Annotated in this window: 13 protein-coding genes; 8 read left to right on the forward strand and 5 right to left on the reverse strand. The window is 65.3% G+C overall.

Going from position 1 to position 18,287, the window contains the following annotated elements:
• Positions 1 to 152: 152 nt before the first annotated feature.
• The 8 genes from xdhA (at position 153) to CRO22_RS00825 (ending at position 10,888) form a co-directional block, all read left to right on the forward strand.
• A complete protein-coding gene (gene xdhA, locus CRO22_RS00790; RefSeq protein WP_097068209.1) occupies positions 153 to 1,559 on the forward strand; it encodes a xanthine dehydrogenase small subunit in 1,407 nt (468 codons plus the stop codon).
• Positions 1,556 to 3,841, forward strand: a complete 2,286-nt coding sequence (gene xdhB / locus CRO22_RS00795) for a xanthine dehydrogenase molybdopterin binding subunit (protein ID WP_097068210.1) — start codon at positions 1,556 to 1,558, stop codon at positions 3,839 to 3,841. Before xdhA ends, xdhB begins: the two co-directional genes overlap by 4 nt.
• Positions 3,838 to 4,779, forward strand: coding sequence for a xanthine dehydrogenase accessory protein XdhC (gene xdhC / locus CRO22_RS00800; protein WP_097068211.1), 942 nt, complete (start codon positions 3,838 to 3,840; stop codon positions 4,777 to 4,779). The genes xdhB and xdhC overlap by 4 nt, the downstream gene beginning before the upstream one ends.
• Positions 4,776 to 6,296: an ABC transporter ATP-binding protein gene (locus CRO22_RS00805; RefSeq protein ID WP_097068832.1), complete on the forward strand. Its 1,521-nt coding sequence runs from the start codon at positions 4,776 to 4,778 to the stop codon at positions 6,294 to 6,296. Before xdhC ends, CRO22_RS00805 begins: the two co-directional genes overlap by 4 nt.
• Complete coding sequence (locus CRO22_RS00810; protein WP_097068212.1) at positions 6,293 to 7,372, forward strand: ABC transporter permease; 1,080 nt, start codon at positions 6,293 to 6,295, stop codon at positions 7,370 to 7,372. The genes CRO22_RS00805 and CRO22_RS00810 overlap by 4 nt, the downstream gene beginning before the upstream one ends.
• A complete protein-coding gene (locus CRO22_RS00815; RefSeq protein ID WP_097068213.1) occupies positions 7,369 to 8,298 on the forward strand; it encodes an ABC transporter permease in 930 nt (309 codons plus the stop codon). Before CRO22_RS00810 ends, CRO22_RS00815 begins: the two co-directional genes overlap by 4 nt.
• A 50-nt stretch (positions 8,299 to 8,348) precedes the next feature.
• Positions 8,349 to 9,431, forward strand: coding sequence for a BMP family ABC transporter substrate-binding protein (locus CRO22_RS00820; protein WP_097068214.1), 1,083 nt, complete (start codon positions 8,349 to 8,351; stop codon positions 9,429 to 9,431).
• Positions 9,432 to 9,604: 173 nt separating this feature from the next.
• Entirely contained in the window at positions 9,605 to 10,888 is a 1,284-nt protein-coding gene (locus CRO22_RS00825; protein ID WP_097068215.1) for an NAD(P)/FAD-dependent oxidoreductase, read from the forward strand.
• A gap of 96 nt (positions 10,889 to 10,984) precedes the next feature.
• Here CRO22_RS00825 and efeO read toward each other — a convergent pair whose 3' ends face one another.
• The 5 genes from efeO to CRO22_RS00850 all read right to left on the reverse strand — a co-directional run bounded on the left by efeO (position 10,985) and on the right by CRO22_RS00850 (position 18,286).
• Positions 10,985 to 11,788, reverse strand: a complete 804-nt coding sequence (gene efeO, locus CRO22_RS00830) for an iron uptake system protein EfeO (RefSeq protein ID WP_097068216.1) — start codon at positions 11,786 to 11,788, stop codon at positions 10,985 to 10,987.
• A 15-nt stretch (positions 11,789 to 11,803) separates the two neighbouring features.
• A complete protein-coding gene (gene efeB, locus CRO22_RS00835; protein WP_245860841.1) occupies positions 11,804 to 13,099 on the reverse strand; it encodes an iron uptake transporter deferrochelatase/peroxidase subunit in 1,296 nt (431 codons plus the stop codon).
• Position 13,100: 1 nt separating this feature from the next.
• On the reverse strand, positions 13,101 to 14,246 hold the full coding sequence (locus tag CRO22_RS00840) for a cupredoxin domain-containing protein (protein ID WP_176518507.1): 1,146 nt from the start codon (positions 14,244 to 14,246) through the stop codon (positions 13,101 to 13,103).
• A gap of 1 nt (position 14,247) precedes the next feature.
• Positions 14,248 to 15,081 carry an iron uptake transporter permease EfeU gene (gene efeU, locus CRO22_RS00845; protein ID WP_097068218.1) on the reverse strand — a complete coding sequence of 278 codons (834 nt, stop codon included), beginning with the start codon at positions 15,079 to 15,081 and terminating at the stop codon, positions 14,248 to 14,250.
• Between the two features lie 178 nt (positions 15,082 to 15,259).
• Positions 15,260 to 18,286 carry a CheR family methyltransferase gene (locus CRO22_RS00850; RefSeq protein ID WP_245860842.1) on the reverse strand — a complete coding sequence of 1,009 codons (3,027 nt, stop codon included), beginning with the start codon at positions 18,284 to 18,286 and terminating at the stop codon, positions 15,260 to 15,262.
• Position 18,287 lies beyond the last annotated feature (1 nt).

The following is an 18,287-nucleotide window of genomic DNA, read 5'->3' on the forward strand; positions in this document are numbered from 1 at the left end:
TTTCGACCATCTGGTGCAATTCTGTCCGGGCAGCGCATCCCGAGACTTGCCAGCGGAGGGGGCGTCGGCAAAACTGACCAAATGGGAGCGCGCCCCGCTCTACGCCGCATCGGGCGGGGATAGCAAAAAACGGTACCGCGGCGGAACATGCCATGGAAATTGCGTTTCTTCTCAACGGAGAAACCCGGCGGGTCACGGTTGAAACCCCGCTCACCAGCGTGCTCGACTGGCTGCGCGCCGAGGGGCTGACCGGCACCAAGGAGGGCTGCAACGAGGGAGATTGCGGCGCCTGCACGGTGATCGTGACCGATGAAGTCGGCGCCCGCGCGGTCAATGCCTGCCTGATGATGCTGCCCCAGCTTGCGGGCAAGGCACTGCGCACCGTGGAGGGCATTGCCGGCCCGCAAGGCCAGCTCCATCCCGTGCAACAGGCAATGGTCGACCATCACGGCAGTCAATGCGGTTTCTGCACCCCGGGCTTCATCGCATCGCTCGCGGCGGCGCATACGAACCGGCGCAGCGACTATGATGATCTGCTGGCCGGTAACCTTTGCCGCTGCACCGGCTATGCGCCCATCGTCCGCGCGGCTGAGGCCGCCGCCGAGGCCCCGGTGCCCGACTGGATGCAGAGCGATCTGGCCTGCGACTTTGCACAAATATCCTCGGGGGGGGAACGGGCCGCAGGCCCGGAGGGGGGCAGACAGATCCCCTTTCTGCCGCATACTACCGACGCCCTGGCCGAATGGTATCTCGCCCACCCCGGGGCGACGCTGATTGCCGGCGGCACCGATGTTGCGCTCTGGGTCACCAAGCAATTGCGCGACCTGCCCGAGGTCGCCTTTCTGACCCAATGCGACGAGCTCGCGCAAATTCGCGAAACGGCGGAAGGCTACGAGATCGGCGCAGGCGTCACCATCGCCCGGCTGCGCGCCTGGGCCGAGGGGCCGCATCCGGCGCTGGCGGACCTGTTGCGCCGTTTCGCCTCCGAGCAGGTGCGCCAGGTGGCGACGATCGGCGGCAATATCGCCAATGGCTCGCCGATCGGCGATGGCCCGCCCGCCCTGATCGCTATGGGGGCGCGCCTCACGCTGCGCCGCGGCAGCACGCGCCGCACCCTCCCGCTTGAGAATTTCTTTCTCGATTACCGCAAGCAGGATCGTTTGCCCGGAGAATTTGTCGAAAGCGTCACCCTGCCCAAAGCCGCGCCCGCGCTTGCCTGCTACAAACTCTCGAAAAGGTTCGATCAGGATATCTCTTCTGTGTGTGGCTGCTTCAATATCACCCAAAAAGGTTCGATTATTGAAAGCGCGAAAGTCGCTTTCGGCGGTATGGCCGGCACGCCGAAACGCGCTTTTGCGTTCGAATCCGCGCTGCTGGGCCAGCCTTTCACCGAAGCGGCAGTCGCCGCCGCGCTTCCCGCGTTTGAGCGCGATTTCACGCCCCTGAGCGACATGCGCGCCTCTGCCGCCTATCGGATGAACGCCGCCCAGGCGATGGCGCTGCGCTATATCCGCGCGCGCACCGGCGCGGCGGTTTCGGTGCTGGAGGTCGCGCCATGAGTGTCGGCCAACCGCTGCCCCACGACTCCGCGCGCCTCCATGTTACAGGCGAAGCGCGCTATCTCGACGACATCCCCTGCCCCGCGGGCACGCTGCACCTCGCCTTCGGGCTCTCGACCGAGGCCTCGGCCGTGATCACCGCGCTTGATCTTGCCCCCGTCAAAGCCTCCCCCGGTGTCGTCGCGGTCTTCACCGCCACCGATCTGCCCCATGCCAATGATGCTTCGCCCGCGCCCCTGCCCGAGCCGGTTCTGGCCGAGGGCGAGGTGCATTACATCGGCCAGCCGATCTTTCTTGTCGCCGCGACGAGCCACCGCGCCGCGCGGATCGCCGCGCGCAGGGCGCGCGTGCTTTATCAACCCCGCGCTGCCATTCTCACGATAGATCAGGCCCTTGCCGCCGATAGCCGGTTCGAAAGCGGCCCGGTGATCTGGGCCGAGGGCGATGTCGAAGCCGCGCTCGCAACCGCAACCCATGTCGTCGAGGGCGAAATCGAGATCGGCGGGCAGGAGCATTTCTACCTCGAGGGGCAGGCCGCGCTGGCGCTGCCCGCCGAGGGAGGCATGATCCTCCATTGCTCGACCCAGCACCCGTCCGAAATCCAGCACAAGGTCGCCCATACGCTTGGGCTTGCACTGCATGATGTGCGGGTCGAGATGCGGCGGATGGGCGGCGGTTTTGGTGGCAAGGAGAGCCAGGGGAACCATCTGGCCATCGCCTGCGCGGTGGCGGCCGCGGCGACAGGGCGGCCCTGCAAGATGCGCTACGACCGCGACGATGACATGATCATCACCGGCAAGCGGCACGATTTCCGCATCCGCTACCGGATCGGGGCCGATGCCGAGGGGCGGCTCGTTGCGGCCGATTTCACCCATTCGGCGCGCTGCGGCTGGTCGGCCGACCTCAGCCTGCCGGTCTGCGACCGGGCGATGCTGCATGCCGACAGCGCCTATTTCCTGCCCGCACTGCGGGTGGAAAGCCACAGGTTGCGCACCAACACGCAATCGGCCACCGCCTTTCGCGGCTTTGGCGGGCCGCAGGGCATGCTGGGCATGGAACGCGCGATCGAACATCTGGCGCATGCGATGCGGCTTGAGCCCACCGAATTGCGAAAGAAGAATTTCTATGCTCCGCCCGGTGCCCCCCCCGAAAGCACCCATTATGGTCAGGTGGTGGAAGATTTCCCGCTCGCAGAGATGATGAAGGAACTACAAAAATCTGCCAATTTTACCGCTCGCAAGTCAGAGATTACCAATTGGAATAGCAAAAATCGAACATTGAAACGGGGGATTGCGCTTTCCCCCGTGAAGTTCGGAATCTCCTTTACTCTCACCCATCTCAATCAGGCGGGCGCGCTGGTGCAGATCTATGCCGATGGTTCGGTCGCGCTCAATCATGGCGGCACCGAGATGGGTCAGGGGCTGCATCGCAAGCTCACGCAGGTGGCGGCAACGGTGCTCGGCATCGCGCCGGACCGGGTGCGGATCACCGCGACCGACACCTCGAAAGTGCCCAATACCTCGGCCACCGCGGCCTCTTCGGGGGCGGATCTGAATGGCATGGCGGTGAAGGACGCCTGCGAAAAACTGCGCGCGCGGCTCGCCGGGTTTCTGGCCGCGCGCGAGGGCTGCAGCAGCGCCGAGCTCCGGTTTTTCGACGGCAAAGTGGAAGCGGCCGGCCGCAGCTGGCACTTCGAGGAAGTGGTCGAGGCGGCCTATATGGCGCGTATTTCCCTTTCTGCAACAGGGTTTTATGCCACGCCGAAGATCTCCTGGGACCGTGTCGCCGGGCGCGGCCGCCCGTTCCTGTATTTCGCCTATGGCGCCGCAATCACCGAAGTGGTGATCGACACGCTCACCGGCGAGAACCGGATCCTGCGCGCCGACATCCTGCACGATGCGGGTGCGAGCCTGAACCCGGCGCTCGACATCGGCCAGATCGAGGGCGGCTATGTGCAGGGCGCAGGCTGGCTCACCACCGAGGAGCTGGTGTGGGACGGCAGGGGGCGGCTGATGACCCATGCCCCCTCGACCTACAAGATCCCCGCCTGTTCAGACCGGCCGCAGGTCTTCAACGTGGCGCTCTGGGATCAGCCGAACCGCGAGGAGACCATCTTCCGCTCGAAAGCCGTGGGCGAGCCGCCCTTCATGCTCGGCATCTCGGCCTTTCTGGCGCTCGGCGATGCCTGCGCCGCCTGCGGTCCGCACTGGCCCGATCTGCAGGCCCCCGCCACGCCCGAGGCGGTGCTCGCCGCGGTGCATCGCGCCGAGGGCCGCGCATGAGCCTGCGGAAGGAGGCTCTCCGCGCGGCCGCACAACGCGGCCCCTTCGTGCGGGTTCTTGTGGCCGCGGTGAAGGGTTCGGCGCCGCGCGAACCCGGCGCCGAAATGCTGGTCTGGCCCGATCATGTCGAGGGCACGATCGGCGGCGGCACGCTCGAATTCGAAGCCATCGCCCGGGCCCGGGCCAGGCGCGCGCCAAAGCTCGAGCGCTTCGCCCTTGGCCCTGACATGGGGCAATGCTGCGGCGGAGCCGTCACCCTCGCCTTCGAGCCATTCACCGCGCAAATCCTTGAAGAGATTGTGGGCGAAGTCTTCGCCCGGCCAATCTCCGGCCCCGCCGAGAGGCCGCTGGCGGTGCACCGCGCGCTGGCCGAGGCGCGGCGCGCAGGCACCGCCCCGCCGCTTCTTGTTGAAGGCTGGCTGATCGAACCGCTCGCGGCCCCGCCTGAAGAGCTCTGGGTTTGGGGGGCGGGCCATGTCGGGCGCGCCATTGTCAATGTGATCGCGCCGCTTGAAGACTGGGCGATCCGCTGGGCCGACACCGATGCCGCGCGCTTCCCCGACACGCTCCTCCCGGGCGTTACCCGGCTTGTCGCGGCAAACCCCGCCGATCTCGTCTCGCTCGCCCCCCCCGCGGCGCGGCATCTGATCCTCACCTTCTCCCATGCGCTCGATTTCGAGCTTTGCCACCGGTTGCTCGGGCGGGGATTCTCGGCCTGCGGGCTCATCGGCTCGCAGACCAAATGGTCAAGATTTCAGCGCCGTCTGGCAGAACTGGGCCATTCCCCCGCCCAAATTTCACGCATTGCCTGCCCGATAGGCGACCCATCGCTCGGGAAAGCGCCACAGGCCATTGCGATTTCGGTCGCCGCCGCGCTACTGAGGGAACGCATTGCCAGAGCCGGAACGGCCGCAACAGAAAAAGGATGCACCGGGTGACGGGAGCATTGCTCAAGATTGAGGGGCTGACGAAGGCCTATCCGGGCGTCGTGGCGAATGACGGGGTCGGCTTCGAGGTCGCGCCCGGCGAGGTGCACGCGCTGCTGGGCGAGAATGGCGCCGGCAAATCGACCCTCGTGAAGATGATCTACGGGCTCGTCAAGCCCGATGCCGGGGCGATGACCTTCGAGGGCGCGCCCTATGCCCCTGCCGAGCCGCGTGCCGCGCGGGCCGCGGGCGTGGCGATGGTATTTCAGCATTTCTCGCTCTTTGAGGCGCTGACCGTGGCCGAAAACGTCGCGCTCGGGATGGAGAACCCGCCGCCGATGCGCGCGCTTGCGGCGCGAATCCGCGAGATTTCGAATGCCTATGGCCTGCCCTTGGACCCCGCGCGCATCGTGGGCGATCTCTCGGCGGGCGAGCGCCAGCGCGTCGAGATCATCCGTTGCCTGCTGCAAGACCCGAAGCTTCTGATCATGGATGAACCCACCTCGGTGCTGACGCCGCAGGAGGTGGAGATCCTGTTTCGCACACTGCGCAAGCTCGCCGCCGAGGGCACCGCGATTCTTTATATCTCGCACAAGCTCGAAGAAATCCGCAGCCTCTGCGACGGCGCAACGATCCTGCGCGGCGGCAAGGTGGTGGGCTCCTGCCTGCCGCGCGAGAAATCGGCGCGCGAGTTGGCCGAGATGATGGTGGGGGGCGAATTTGCCGCCACGACGCGGGCCCAGCGCAAACATGGCGCCACGATCCTTGAAGTCGCCAACCTCTCGCTCGCGCCGATGTCGCAATTCGGCCCGGCGCTGAAGGCCGTCACCTTCTCGCTTTCGGCGGGCGAGGTGCTCGGTATCGGCGGCGTGGCGGGCAACGGGCAGGAAGAACTGCTCGCAACGCTCTCGGGCGAGCGGCCTTCAGGCATCGGCACCGTGAGCCTGCACGGGCAGGACATTTCCGACCTCGGGCCGAATGACCGCCGCCGCCTCGGCCTCCTTGCGGCGCCCGAGGAACGGCTCGGCCATGCCGCGGTGCCAAACCTCAGCCTCACCGAAAACGCGATTCTCACCGGCACCGTGCGCCGCCCGTTGACCCGGAACGGCTTTCTCAATATCGGCGCGGCAAAACGCTTTGCCGAGGAAATCATTCTCGGTTTTGACGTGCGCACGCCGGGGCCCCAGGTGGCCGCCCGCGCGCTGTCGGGGGGCAACCTGCAGAAATTCGTGATCGGGCGGGAGGTGTTGCAGGCGCCCGAGGTGCTTGTGGTGAACCAGCCCACCTGGGGCGTCGACGCCGCCGCTGCCGCCGCAATCCGGCAATCGCTTCTCGATCTCGCTGCCAAGGGCGCGGCGGTGATCGTGATCAGCCAGGATCTCGATGAGCTGATGGAAATCTCCGATCGCTTCTGCGCGCTCAACGAGGGCCGGCTCAGCGCGCCGCGCCGCACCGAGGGGCTGAGCATGGAAGAGATCGGGCTGATGCTCGGCGGCGCGCATGGCATGCAGGAGGTGGCGGCGCGATGATCACGCTTGTGAAACGCCCCACGCCCTCGCGGGGCTGGGCCTTCGCCACGCCGGTTCTGGCGGTGATCGCCACGATGATCGCGGGCGGCGCGCTTTTCGCCGCGCTCGGCAAGGATCCGATCGCCGCGATCAAGGTGATTTTCTGGGATCCTCTTCTCGGTCCCAATGCCGCCTATTTCCGCGGGCAATTGCTCGTCAAGGCGGGGCCGCTGATCCTGATCGCGTCGGGGCTCGCCGTGGGCTTTCGCGCGGGGATCTGGAACATCGGCGCCGAGGGGCAATATATCATGGGCGCGCTCGCGGGCGCCTCGGTGGCGCTCGCCGCCTACCCGGCCGAGAGCCACCTTTTGTTCCCGGCGATGGTGATTGCCGGGGCGCTTGGCGGCTGGCTCTGGGGCATGATCCCGGCCGTGCTGAAAGTGTTCTTTGGCACATCCGAGATCCTCGTCTCGCTGATGCTCGTCTATGTGGCGCAGAACTTTTTGGCTTATGCGGCCTTCGGCCCGCTGAAAAACCCCGAAGGATTCGGCTTTCCGGGCTCGCGCAACCTCCAGCAATATGCCTCTGCCCATAACCCCGAGCTGATCGCGGGCACGGGGATGCATTGGGGCGTGGTCGCCGCCTTCCTCGCCGTGATCGCGATCTATGTGCTGATGCAACGTCATATTCTGGGCTTCCGCATCCGCGTGGCGGGCGAGGCGCCGCGTGCGGCACGCTTTGCAGGCGTGCTTCCCGCAAGGCTCGTGATGTTCTGCCTTGGCCTCTCGGGAGCACTTGCGGGCCTTGCCGGGCTTTTCGAGGTCGCAGGCCCCAACGGCCAGATCACCGACAGCTTCAACGCGGGCTATGGCTTCACCGCGATCATCGTCGCCTTCCTAGGCCGGCTCAATGCGCTCGGCATCCTGCTCGCGGGGCTCTTGATGGCGCTCACCTATATCGGCGGGGATATGGCGCAGCTCATGCTCGGCCTGCCCACGGCGGCGATTCAGGTGTTTCAGGGGATGCTTTTGTTTTTCCTCTTGGGATTCGACCTGCTCACCCATTACCGTTTCCGCCTCGGGAGGGCGCGCGCATGATCGGCGGCATCGACATCGTCACCCTTGTCGCGGCGCTGATGGCCGCTTCGACGCCGGTGCTGCTGGCGGCGACGGGCGAACTTGTGGCGGAAAAGGCGGGCGTCCTGAACCTCGGCGTCGAAGGCATGATGATCCTTGGCGCGGTCGCGGGCTTTGCCACGGCGGTGACGACCGGAAGCCCGGTTCTGGGCTTTCTGGGCGGCGCGCTGGCGGGGGCGGTTCTGGCAGGCCTCTTTGCGCTCCTCACCCAATTCCTGCTCTCGAACCAGACCGCAACCGGCCTCGCCCTCACCCTCTTCGGGCTCGGGCTCTCCGCACTTTTCGGCAAGGGGTTCGAGGGGGTGCGCCCGCCCCCCACGCCGAAACTCGACTTCGGCCCGCTTTCGGATCTGCCAGTGCTTGGCCCTATCCTCTTTCACCATGACTGGATAGTCTATCTCTCGCTGCTCCTCGTCCTCGCCACCTGGGCCTTTCTCAAATTCTCTCGCGCCGGGCTTGTGTTGCGCGCGGTGGGCGAGAATGACGATGCCGCCCATGCGCTCGGCTACCGGGTGATTGCCGTGCGCTTTGCGGCACTTGCCTTTGGCGGCGCGCTCGCGGGGCTTGGCGGCGCTTACCTCAGCCTCGTGCGGGTGCCGCAATGGACCGAGGGGATGACCGCGGGCGCGGGCTGGATCGCGCTTGCCATCGTCGTCTTTGCCAGCTGGAAGCCTGAGCGCGTGCTGATCGGTGCCTATCTCTTTGGCGGCATCACCGCGTTGCAACTGCAACTTCAGGCAGCGGGCTATGCCATTCCGGTGCATCTCCTTTCGATGGCGCCTTACGTGATCACCGTGCTTGTGCTGGTGATCCTCTCCGCAACCCACCGCCACGGAGCCCCGGCCGCGCCGGCGGCGCTGGGGCGGTCGTTCCACGCCTCGAGCTGAGACCGGGGCCTTTCCAACCGGGCCGGAGGCCCACAACAAGGGAACATCCCATGGACCGCAGATCCTTTCTGAAAACCACCGCCGCCACCGCGACGCTTGCCACGCTGGGCCTGCCCGCCCGCGCCGCCGACCCGCTGAAAATCGGCTTCATCTATGTCGGCCCGGTGGGCGACATGGGCTGGTCCTATCAGCACGACGTGGCGCGCCGCGCGATCGAGGCGGAATACGGCGACAAGGTCGTCACTTCCTTCATCGAAAACGTGCCCGAAGGCCCGGATGCCGAACGCGCGCTGACCCAGCTCGCGCTCGAAGGCAACCAGCTCATTTTCGCAACCTCGTTCGGCTTCATGGATGCGGCAGTCAACGTCGCCTCCAAATTCCCGAACGTGAAATTCGAACATGCCACCGGCTACAAGCGCGCCGAAAACCTCGGCACCTATGATGCGCGCTTCTACGAGGGCCGCGCGATTCAGGGCACCATCGCCGGTCGGATGACGAAGACCAACAAGATCGGTTACATCGGCTCCTTCCCGATCCCCGAAGTGATCCAGGGCATCAATGCCGCCTTCATCCACGCCAAGAAAGTGAACCCGGATGTCGAGATCAAGGTGGTCTGGGCCTACACTTGGTTCGACCCGGCGAAAGAAGCCGATGCCGCCGCCGCGCTGATCGCCGAAGGCTGCGATTTCGTGCTGCAGCACACCGACTCGACCGCACCGCAAGCGAAGGCGCAGGAAGCGGGCAACGTTTATACTTTTGGCCAGGCCTCCGACATGGAAGCCTTCAAGCCCGCCCCGCGCGTTGCCTCGACGATCGACAACTGGGCGCCCTATTACGTCGAACGCACCAAGGCGATGCTCGAAGGCAGCTGGACCGCGGATGCCACCTGGGGCGGCATCGGCTCGGGCATGGTGAAGATCGGCGAGATCACCGATGCGGTGCCCGCCGAGGTGAAGGCCGAAGCCGAAAACCTGATCGAGATGATCGGTTCGGGCGAATACCACCCCTTCACCGGCCCGCTCAACAAGCAGGATGGCTCGGTCTGGCTCGCCGAGGGCGAAACCCCCGATGACGGCCAGCTCGCCGGGCTCAATTTCTACGTCGAAGGGATTTCGGCCGAAATGCCGAAGTGACGCGACAGAAATTCGTGTTAGAGTTGAAGGGTGGGCTCCGGCCCACCCTTTTTTCTTTCATATGAAGGCAATGCGGCAAATTCTCACAGAACTCGCTTGACAGCCGCGCGCCTCATATTCAGAGATGTGCATGGAAAGGGCGGTTGCCCGAAGCCAGTTCAGGGGAGGGACGAATGGCTCATATCGTGGTTCTGGGCGCCGGTCTTGGCGGTGCCATCATGGCTTACGAGTTGCGCGAACAGGTGCGCAAGGAAGACAAGATCACCGTCATCACGAAAGATCCGCACTACCATTTCGTGCCGTCAAACCCCTGGGTGGCCGTGGGCTGGCGCTCGCGCAAGGAGATCACCGTCGATCTCGCGCCGACGATGAAGAAAAAGAACATCGACTTCATCCCGGTCGCGGCCGCGCGGCTGCATCCCTCTGAAAACCGGGTCGAACTCGAAAACGGCCAGTCGGTGAGCTACGATTACATCGTCATCGCCACCGGCCCGGAACTGGCGTTTGACGAGATCGAAGGCTTTGGCCCCGAGGGCTACACCCAGTCGATCTGCCATATCGACCATGCCGAGGATGCCCGCATCGCCTTTGAGCGCTTTTGCGAAACCCCCGGCCCGATCATCATCGGCGCGGTGCAGGGCGCAAGCTGCTACGGCCCAGCCTATGAATTCACCTTCATCCTCGACACCGCCCTGCGGAAAATGAAAATCCGCGACAAGGTGCCGATGACCTTCATCACCTCAGAGCCCTATGTCGGCCACCTCGGCCTTGACGGCGTGGGCGACACCAAGGGCCTGCTTGAAGGCAACATGCGCGAGAAACACATCAAATGGATGACCTCGTGCCGGGTGAAAAAGGTCGAAGACGGCAAGATGATCGTCGAGGAAATCGCCGATGACGGCTCGGTCAAGGCCGAGAAGGAAATGCCCTTTGGCTATGCGATGATGCTGCCCGCCTTCCGCGGCATCAAGGCGCTGATGGGGATCGAGGGGCTCGTCAACCCGCGCGGCTTCGTGATCGTCGACCAGCACCAGCAAAACCCGAAATACAAGAACGTCTTTGCTGTGGGCGTTTGCGTGGCGATCCCGCCGGTGGTGCCAACGCCGGTGCCCTGCGGCGTGCCGAAAACGGGCTTCATGATCGAAAGCATGGTCACGGCAACGGCGCATAACATGGGCCGGATCGTGCGCGGCCAGGAGGCCGATGAGGTCGGCACCTGGAACGCCGTCTGTCTGGCCGATTTCGGCGATCAGGGCATCGCCTTTGTTGCGCAACCCCAGATCCCGCCGCGCAACGTCAACTGGTCGGCGCAGGGCAAATGGGTGCATTGGGCAAAAGAGGGATTCGAGCGCTATTTCATGCACAAGCTGCGCCGCGGCACCTCGGAGACCTTCTACGAGAAGGCGGGGATGAAGATCCTCGGCATCGACAAGCTCAAGGCGGTCAAAAAAGGCTAGGCGTCAGAGGAGGCAGGCCCCCGAAGGCCTGCTGGCGCATCTCCGCCGCGGCGGAGAAAAGGCGGGCCTTCGCGGCCCGCCTTTCGCATTCAGCACTCAGCCCAGACCGAGGCGGCCGCGCAGCGTGGCCAGATCTTCGGCCAGCGTGTTCACCAGCGCCGAGAGGCGGCGGCGGTCTTCGTCGGTGAGCTTTTCGTAGCTCACGAAGCCCTCGCCCTCGCGGTATTTGGCGAGCGTTTCATTCGCCTTGGCGAAATTGCCCTCGACCGAGGCGAGGAAATCCTTGTCTTCGACATGCGGGCCGAAAAGCTCGACAATCTTGTAAGCGCCATCGAAGTTGCCGTGGAAATCCCACAGATCGGTGCGGGAATAGCGGTCTTCCTCACCCGAGATCTTGGTGGCGGCCACTTCATCCATCAGCACCGAGGCGCCGCCCACCACGACCGCGGGCGGGAAGGTCAGCCCGTCGATCCGCTTGGCCAGCTCCTCGACATCCGATTGCAGCTTGTCGGCGATGGCGGTCACATGATCGGTCTTGCCCTCGACCCAGAGCGCATATTCGAGCCGGTGGAAGCCGGTGAATTCCGGGTCTGCCTCGGCCTGTTCATAATCATCCGCGCGCGCGTCGATCGGCGCGTCGAGGTCGGCGAAAAGCTCCGCCACCGGTTCGATCCGCTCGTAGCTGAGCCGCGTCGGCGCAAAGAGCGCTTTCGCTTTCTCAACATCACCCGCCTTCACGGCTTCGGTGAAAGCGCGGGTCTCGTCCACCAAAGTCTCCGTGTTTTCCGTGACATAGAGCTTGTATTCGGCAATCGGCGCGACCAGATCGAGCGCTGCCTGCTCGGCAAAGGCGGGGGCGGTGGTGGCCAGCAGCAACGCTGCGAGGGGAAGGGTTTTCATCGGATGCATCCTTTCTCAGGTTTTGCGGGGGGTGCGGCCAATGGCGTCGATCAGCTGGCGGCCAAGATAATCGTCGGCGGCGTCCGAAAAGCCGGGCGGCGCAAAGAAATAGCCACCACCGACAGGTTTGATATATTCTTCAAGGGGTTCTCCGTTCAGCCGCGTTTGCGCGGCCAGAAAGCCATCCTCAAGGCTCGCCTGCCAGGCGATGAAGAGAAGCCCCTGATCGAGCTGGCCCGAGCGGGTCACACCGTTTGAGTAGTTGAAAGGGCGGCGCAGCATCAGATGGCGCTCGCCGGCTTCATCGCGCGGGTTGGCCAGCCGGATATGGCTGTCGAGCGCCACTTTTTCGCCTTCGGGGTCGGCGGCGTAATCGGGCACATCGGCCTCGCTGCCCGCGGGCTGGTCAAGCGGCGCGCCGGTGATCTTGGTGCGGCCAAAGATCCGCTCCTGCTCGGTGAGCGGCGTGCGGTCCCAGCGCTCGACGAAATTGCGGATGATCCGCACCGCCATATAGCTGCCCTCGGCGGTCCAGTCGGGCGTCTCGACCCAGAGCACGCGCGCCATGAGCGCCTCATCGGCGGCGTCGGGGTTGCCCGAGCCGTCGCGGAAGCCCAGAAAATTGCGCGCCGATTCCATCACCCCCGGCGGCTGCGGCGGGATCACGGGCACGTTGCCCTCCTGCTTCCAGCGCAAAACCAGTTGATCGGGCAGGTTTTTCAGCACATCGCGCAGGGCGTGGATGATCGTATCCTGGGTATTGGCGCAAAATTGCAACGCAATATCGCCGTGGCAAAGATCAGCATCGAGCGCGTCATTGGGGAAGGACGTCATCCGCACCAGCTGCGCCGGGCGATGCGCCGCGAGCCAAGCGTGGCGCTCAAAGAGCGATGAGCCAAGCCCGAGCGTGACGGTGAGCCCGTCAGGGCGCAGCACCGGCCCCAGGATGCCGCTGTCGAGCGGCGGCAGTTTCGGGTCGACCTGCGGCACCGCTCCGCCACTCGTCAGGAACCGGATCCGCTCGGTGAGGCGGCGCAGGAGCCGCTCAAGGTCGGCTGGCGTGTCGACGATCGCATCGAAACTCGCCACCATGCCCCAGGCGGGGCGCGGCGTGGCGATGCCGGGTTGATGCGCCCCGAAAGGCGAGATCCGGTCGCTCGACGAGGTGGCGCCCGCCTGCGGCGCGGCGGTGACGGCCGAGGCCTGCGCGGGCGCCTCCGCCCGGGCCGCGCCCAGCGCGAAGGGACAGGTTGCAAGACCCAGGCCCAGCCCCTTGATCAGGGCCCGGCGGCTTTCGTTCATCTCGGACATGTCAGCTCTCTAAAGACAGGCTTTGGTTGATGGCGCCCAGCGCGTCGGCCAGGCCGCTTAACGCCGCCGCTGCGGCAGCAGGGTCGTAAGGGGTGGATTGTGCAGCCGTTCCGGCGGCGGCGAAGGCATCATCAAGACGCGCGGCCAGCGCCGGATCGGCAGCCGAGATCATCGGCTCCTCCGCCGCCATCGAGCGACGCAGGCCCTCAAGCGCGGCGGCAAGAAGCGCACCATCGGCCCCCGCATGGCGCGAGAGCCCGGCGGCGATCTGCCCCTCGGCCAGCGCGCGGGCCTGGCGCGCGGCATCGCCGGCCACATCCTCCGGCGCGGGTTTGAGCGCCTTGACGCGCACCTGCAGCGCCTCGGCATCGGCCAGAAGCTGCGCCGCAACGGGCCCGAGCCCCTCGGTGCTGCCCTGTTTGAAGAGCGCATATTCGATCCGGGTGAGGCCGGTGAACCCCGGATCCGCCTCGCGCCCGGCAAGCCATTCGGGCTGCGGCGCGATCCGGTTCGTCAGATCCGAAACACGGAGCGAAACCGGGCCGAGCCGGGCCCAGTCCTGCGCCGCAGCAAGCCAGGCGGCTTTCGCGGCCACCATGTCGCCCGCCCCGAGCCCCTCCTCCAGGGCTTTGGAAGATTGCACGAATTTCGAGGCAGCGCGCATCAGCTGCACCTGCCGCTCGGCGAGCGGCCCGACGAATTCCGCCACCGGCGGGGCCGTGCGCGCGGCCTCGCTCGCCGCCGTGGGCAGCACTTTGAGGCTCCCGCGCGGGTTCGACAAAAGCCCGCAGGTGATCTCGTAATCCCCCGGTTTCAGCGTCTCGGTGAGGCTGGAGGAGAAACCGGGCGCAATATTCTCGCGCTCGGCCAGCACCATCACCCCGTCGAGGATCTCCCATTCGAGCGGCCGGTCGGAGGCATTGACGATCTTGAAAGTCGCCTTGCCCGCGGGCATCTCAAGCGCCATCGGAGTGCAGGCGCGCCCGTCGACGGTGATGGTGATCGCATCCATCGTCATCACGTTATTGCGCGAGGAGATCGACCAGAAGAGCTCGATCCCGCCTGCCGTGAGGGCGATGCCAACGGCGATAAGGTAATTGATCAGCCGGCCCGGCGGGCCTTTGGGAGCGGTGTCAGGCGTCGTCATCTCAGGCCTCTTGCGGTTGGGCAATGGGTGCGGGACGCAGGAAGAACGGAAGGGTGCAGACCAGGAACAGCGCCCAGGCGAGCACCTCGCCGAAGCTCGGGCTCTCATGATAGCCGAAAAGCGCCGAGAGCACCGCCCCCGCAACGGAGGAGAGCGGAAGCTCGTGGCTCAGATCCCAGGCGGGGGTGAGCAACCAGTTCCACAGACCTGCCTCATGGAGCGAGCGCAGTGCGCCGGAAAAGAGCCCCGCCGCAACGAAGAGGATGAAAAGCCCGGAGGCGCGGAAGAAAAGCCGCAGGTTGAGCTTGAGCCCGCCCGCATAAAGCCCCCAGCCCAGCGCGATCGAGATCACGATGCCGAGAAGGGCCGCGAGCGGCGCGGTCGGCCCCGGCGCCTGCTGGAAGATCGCGAGCAGGAAGAAGACCGATTCGAGCCCCTCGCGCGCCACGGCGAAGAAAGACATGGCGATGAGCGCCCAGACCGTCCCCTGCCCCGGTCCATTCTCCGTGAAGGCCGCGTCGATGCCGGTTTCCAGCGTGGCACGTATCGAGCGCGCGGCAGCTCGCATCCAGAACACCATCCACACCAGCACGCCCACGGCAACCAGCGCCACGATGGCCTCGAAGCCCTCCTGCGCACGTTGCGGAAACTCTGCCTGAAGCGCCTGCAGCCCGGCGCCGACGAACAGCGACAGTGCCAGCGCAAACAGCACTCCCACCCAGATAGCACCGATCCAGGCACCGCGCCCCGTGCGTTTGAGATAGGTTGCGATGATCGCGACCACAAGCGCGGCCTCTAGCCCTTCACGCAGCATGATCAGGAGCGGGGCGAGCATGGCTGGTCTCCTAAAATCCTTACCTTTCTTGTCGGATACGTTTGCCCATCAAAACTGTCAAGATTTATCTCCAAAAGTCAGATTCGTCATTTATGCAATTGACCACGGTATACCGCCCAAAAGACACCCCCCGGACCGTGGTCCGGGGGGCATGAAGATCAATGAATTCCGGAGAGCTTTATTCGGCGACATCCTCGCGCCAGCGGGTGATCTCGACATGGCTGACCACCGCGCCCTGGATCGGATTGGCAAGCGGGCGCACATGCATCACGAACCAGCGCGGGCATTCGGGCGCATCGCACGGATATTCCAGCGAAAACTGGTCCTGCTTGCCGCCAAGCACAGCCCGGATGCCGTCGACTGCGCGTTTGGCGTAGCTGCCGTCGATCGCCGCATTGCCGGTATCGCAATGGCCGACGTAATTGACGCCAACCCCGGTATGGGCCGCGCCCGGATCGCCGTTTTCGGCGGCGAACCGCGTCCAGGCGGCGTTCACCAGCATGATGTCGCCCTTGCCATCGAGCACCGCAACATGTTCGGCGAGCCCGTCGATCACCGACTGCAAAAGCTGCAGGTTACGGGTCTGGGTGATGTCGACGAAGGTCAGGACCACGCCCTGCGCCGCGGAAGAGGGCACCTTGTAGGGCAGCATCCGCACCAGATAATGCCGCCCGTTCAGCCCGCTGACTTCGCGTTCGTGACGGCTTTGCGCGCGCAGCGTGCGGCGCAGGTCATCGAGCAACCCGGCATAATCGAGCCGATGCGTAATATCGCCCAAGGGGCGGCCAATATCGACATCGCGGATCCGGAACAGCTCGACCGCGTCAGGGCTGAACCGGGTCACGCGCAGATCGGCATCGACGAAGATCGCCCCCATCGCCATGATCCGGGTGAGGCTGTCAAGATCGGCATTGGAGCGGTTGAGAAGGTCGATCTTCTCCTGATATTCGGCGTTGACGGAGTTCAGCTCCTCGTTGACTGATTGCAACTCCTCGTTCGCCGATTGCAGCTCCTCGTTCGAGGCCATCATTTCCTCGTTGGTGGCCTGCAATTCCTCGTTTGAGGTCTCCAGCTCCTCGATCATCGCCTGCAAGCTCTCGCGCGTCATCGCGAGCTCGGCCTCCAGCATCTCGATCCGCGCGCCCACCTCACGGTCGATGTCGACCACGGGCACATCATCCTCATCCGAGGCAACGGTTTCGAAAACAAGAAGGTAGAGGCGCACCTCGTCGGGCACGGCCTCCTGCGCCGGGGCGATCGGCATCACCTTCAGGCGCACCCATTGCGCTTCGGGTCCGGCCACACCTTCGGCCAGATGCAGCGGATCGGAGCCTGCCTCCTCGCCAAGGCGCGCCGCCTTGAACAGCAGCGCCGAGGCAACGGGAAGCAAAGGCTCGATCAGAAGACGCCCGATCTCGAGCGTTGCGACGCCATCGCGGATCTGCATGAACCGGCTCAGATCGCCATAGGAATGCAGAATCTCATGGCGCCCGTTGACGAGCAGAGACGGCGGCGGCGCATAGGCTTTTTGCAGCGCCGCAAGGCCGCGCTCCATCGCCGTTTGCGGTGCCCCTTCGGTGCGTCGGCGCGTCGGGCGCGCGTTGATGTAAAGCCCTGCCTTGCGGTCGGTAAGCGGCGCCGAGCCCGAGCGTTGCGCCTGCCAGATCCGGTGTCGCGCCGAGAGCACGGAGAAATCGTCCTGCACATGGACGAGCGCTTCCGACCCGCCGAGGAACAGAAAACCGCCCGGGCGCAGGGCGTAATGCATCCGCCGGAGCGCGCGCTCCTGCGCCTCGGGGCGCAGATAAATCAGCGTGTTGCGGCAGCTGACCAGATCCATCCGGGTGAACGGCGGATCGGACAGGATGTTGTGGCGCGCGAAGACGATCGACTGGCGCAACTCCGGGCGGACAACGAATTGCCCGCCGCGCGGAGTAAAGAAGCGCTCCAGGAAGGTGCCGGGCAGATCCGCGGCGATGGTTTCGGGGTAGAATCCGGTCGCGGCCTGCTCGATGTTCACCGGCTCGACATCGGTGGCGAAGATCTTCAGCGTCGGCCAGCGCCCCGCCCGTTCGAAGGCGTCGAAGAAGAGCATGGCGAGCGTATAAGCCTCTTCACCGGTGGCGCAGCCCGCCGACCAGACCCGGAGCGTCGAGCCCACCGCAGCCTCGGCGACAAGCGCATCGATCACCCGTTCGGAGAGCTCCGCAAAGGCCTCCGTGTCACGAAAAAAGGAGGTGACCGGGATCAGCATCTCGCGGCGCAGCGTGGCGAGTTCGGCGCGATCCTGGGTCAGCAGTTCGAGATAGGAGGAAAGCTCGGTGATCTGGCGCACGCCCATGCGCCGCTCGATCCGGCGCTGCACCGTACCTGATTTGTAATCGGTGAAATTCACCCCGCCCGAGAGCGAGAGGATCTCGATCACCCGGCCCAGCGCCTCCTGCGGCTCAAGCCCCTCGAATTGCCGCGGCAGGGCCGGGCTGTCACCCTCGGGGGTTTTCCCGGCCTCTGCGGCGGCCACCAGAGCCGGGCGGCGTACGAGGTAATCCGCAATCCAGGGGCCGATGCGGTCGATCGAGAGGGTGGAATCGATGAAACCAGTGGCGATGGCCGAGCGCGGCATGCCGTCGAAGCGCGCGTCGCGCGGATCCTGCGCAATTGCCACCCCCCCCGCGGCATGGACGGCGGAAACGCCACGCGTGCCATCCGAGCCGGTGCCCGAGAGCACGACGGCAAGGGCGCGGTTACCGTATCCCGCCGCCATCGAGGTGAAAAAAGCATCGATCGGCAGCGAAAGCACGCGGCGATCCTTCGGGGCGAGCCGCAAATGCCGCCCTTCGAGCGTCATGATCGTGGCGGGCGGGATCAGGAAGACAGAATTGGGCGCGAGCGCCATCTCGTCTTCCACCGTCACCACGGGCATTCTGGTGTGACGCGCCAGCAGCGAGGCCATGATCGATTTATGATCGGGCGACAGATGCTGGATCACCACATAGGCCGCGCCGGTATTGGAGGGCAGTGCCCCAAATAGACGCTCCAGCGCATCAAGCCCCCCGGCAGAGGCCCCAATCGCCACCACCACCTGCGGCGCGCCGGTGTCTTCTTGCGGCGCCGGTGGCGCAGTCACTGTCAGATCCGCGTCAGTCTTGTCGTCGCTCGGGCCGTCCATACGTTTCGTCTTTCCGGTTTTGGCGGTGGGCTTCATG

Origin of the sequence: Rhodobacter maris (genome assembly GCF_900217815.1) — a bacterium.
GTDB lineage: Bacteria > Pseudomonadota > Alphaproteobacteria > Rhodobacterales > Rhodobacteraceae > Rhodobacter > Rhodobacter maris.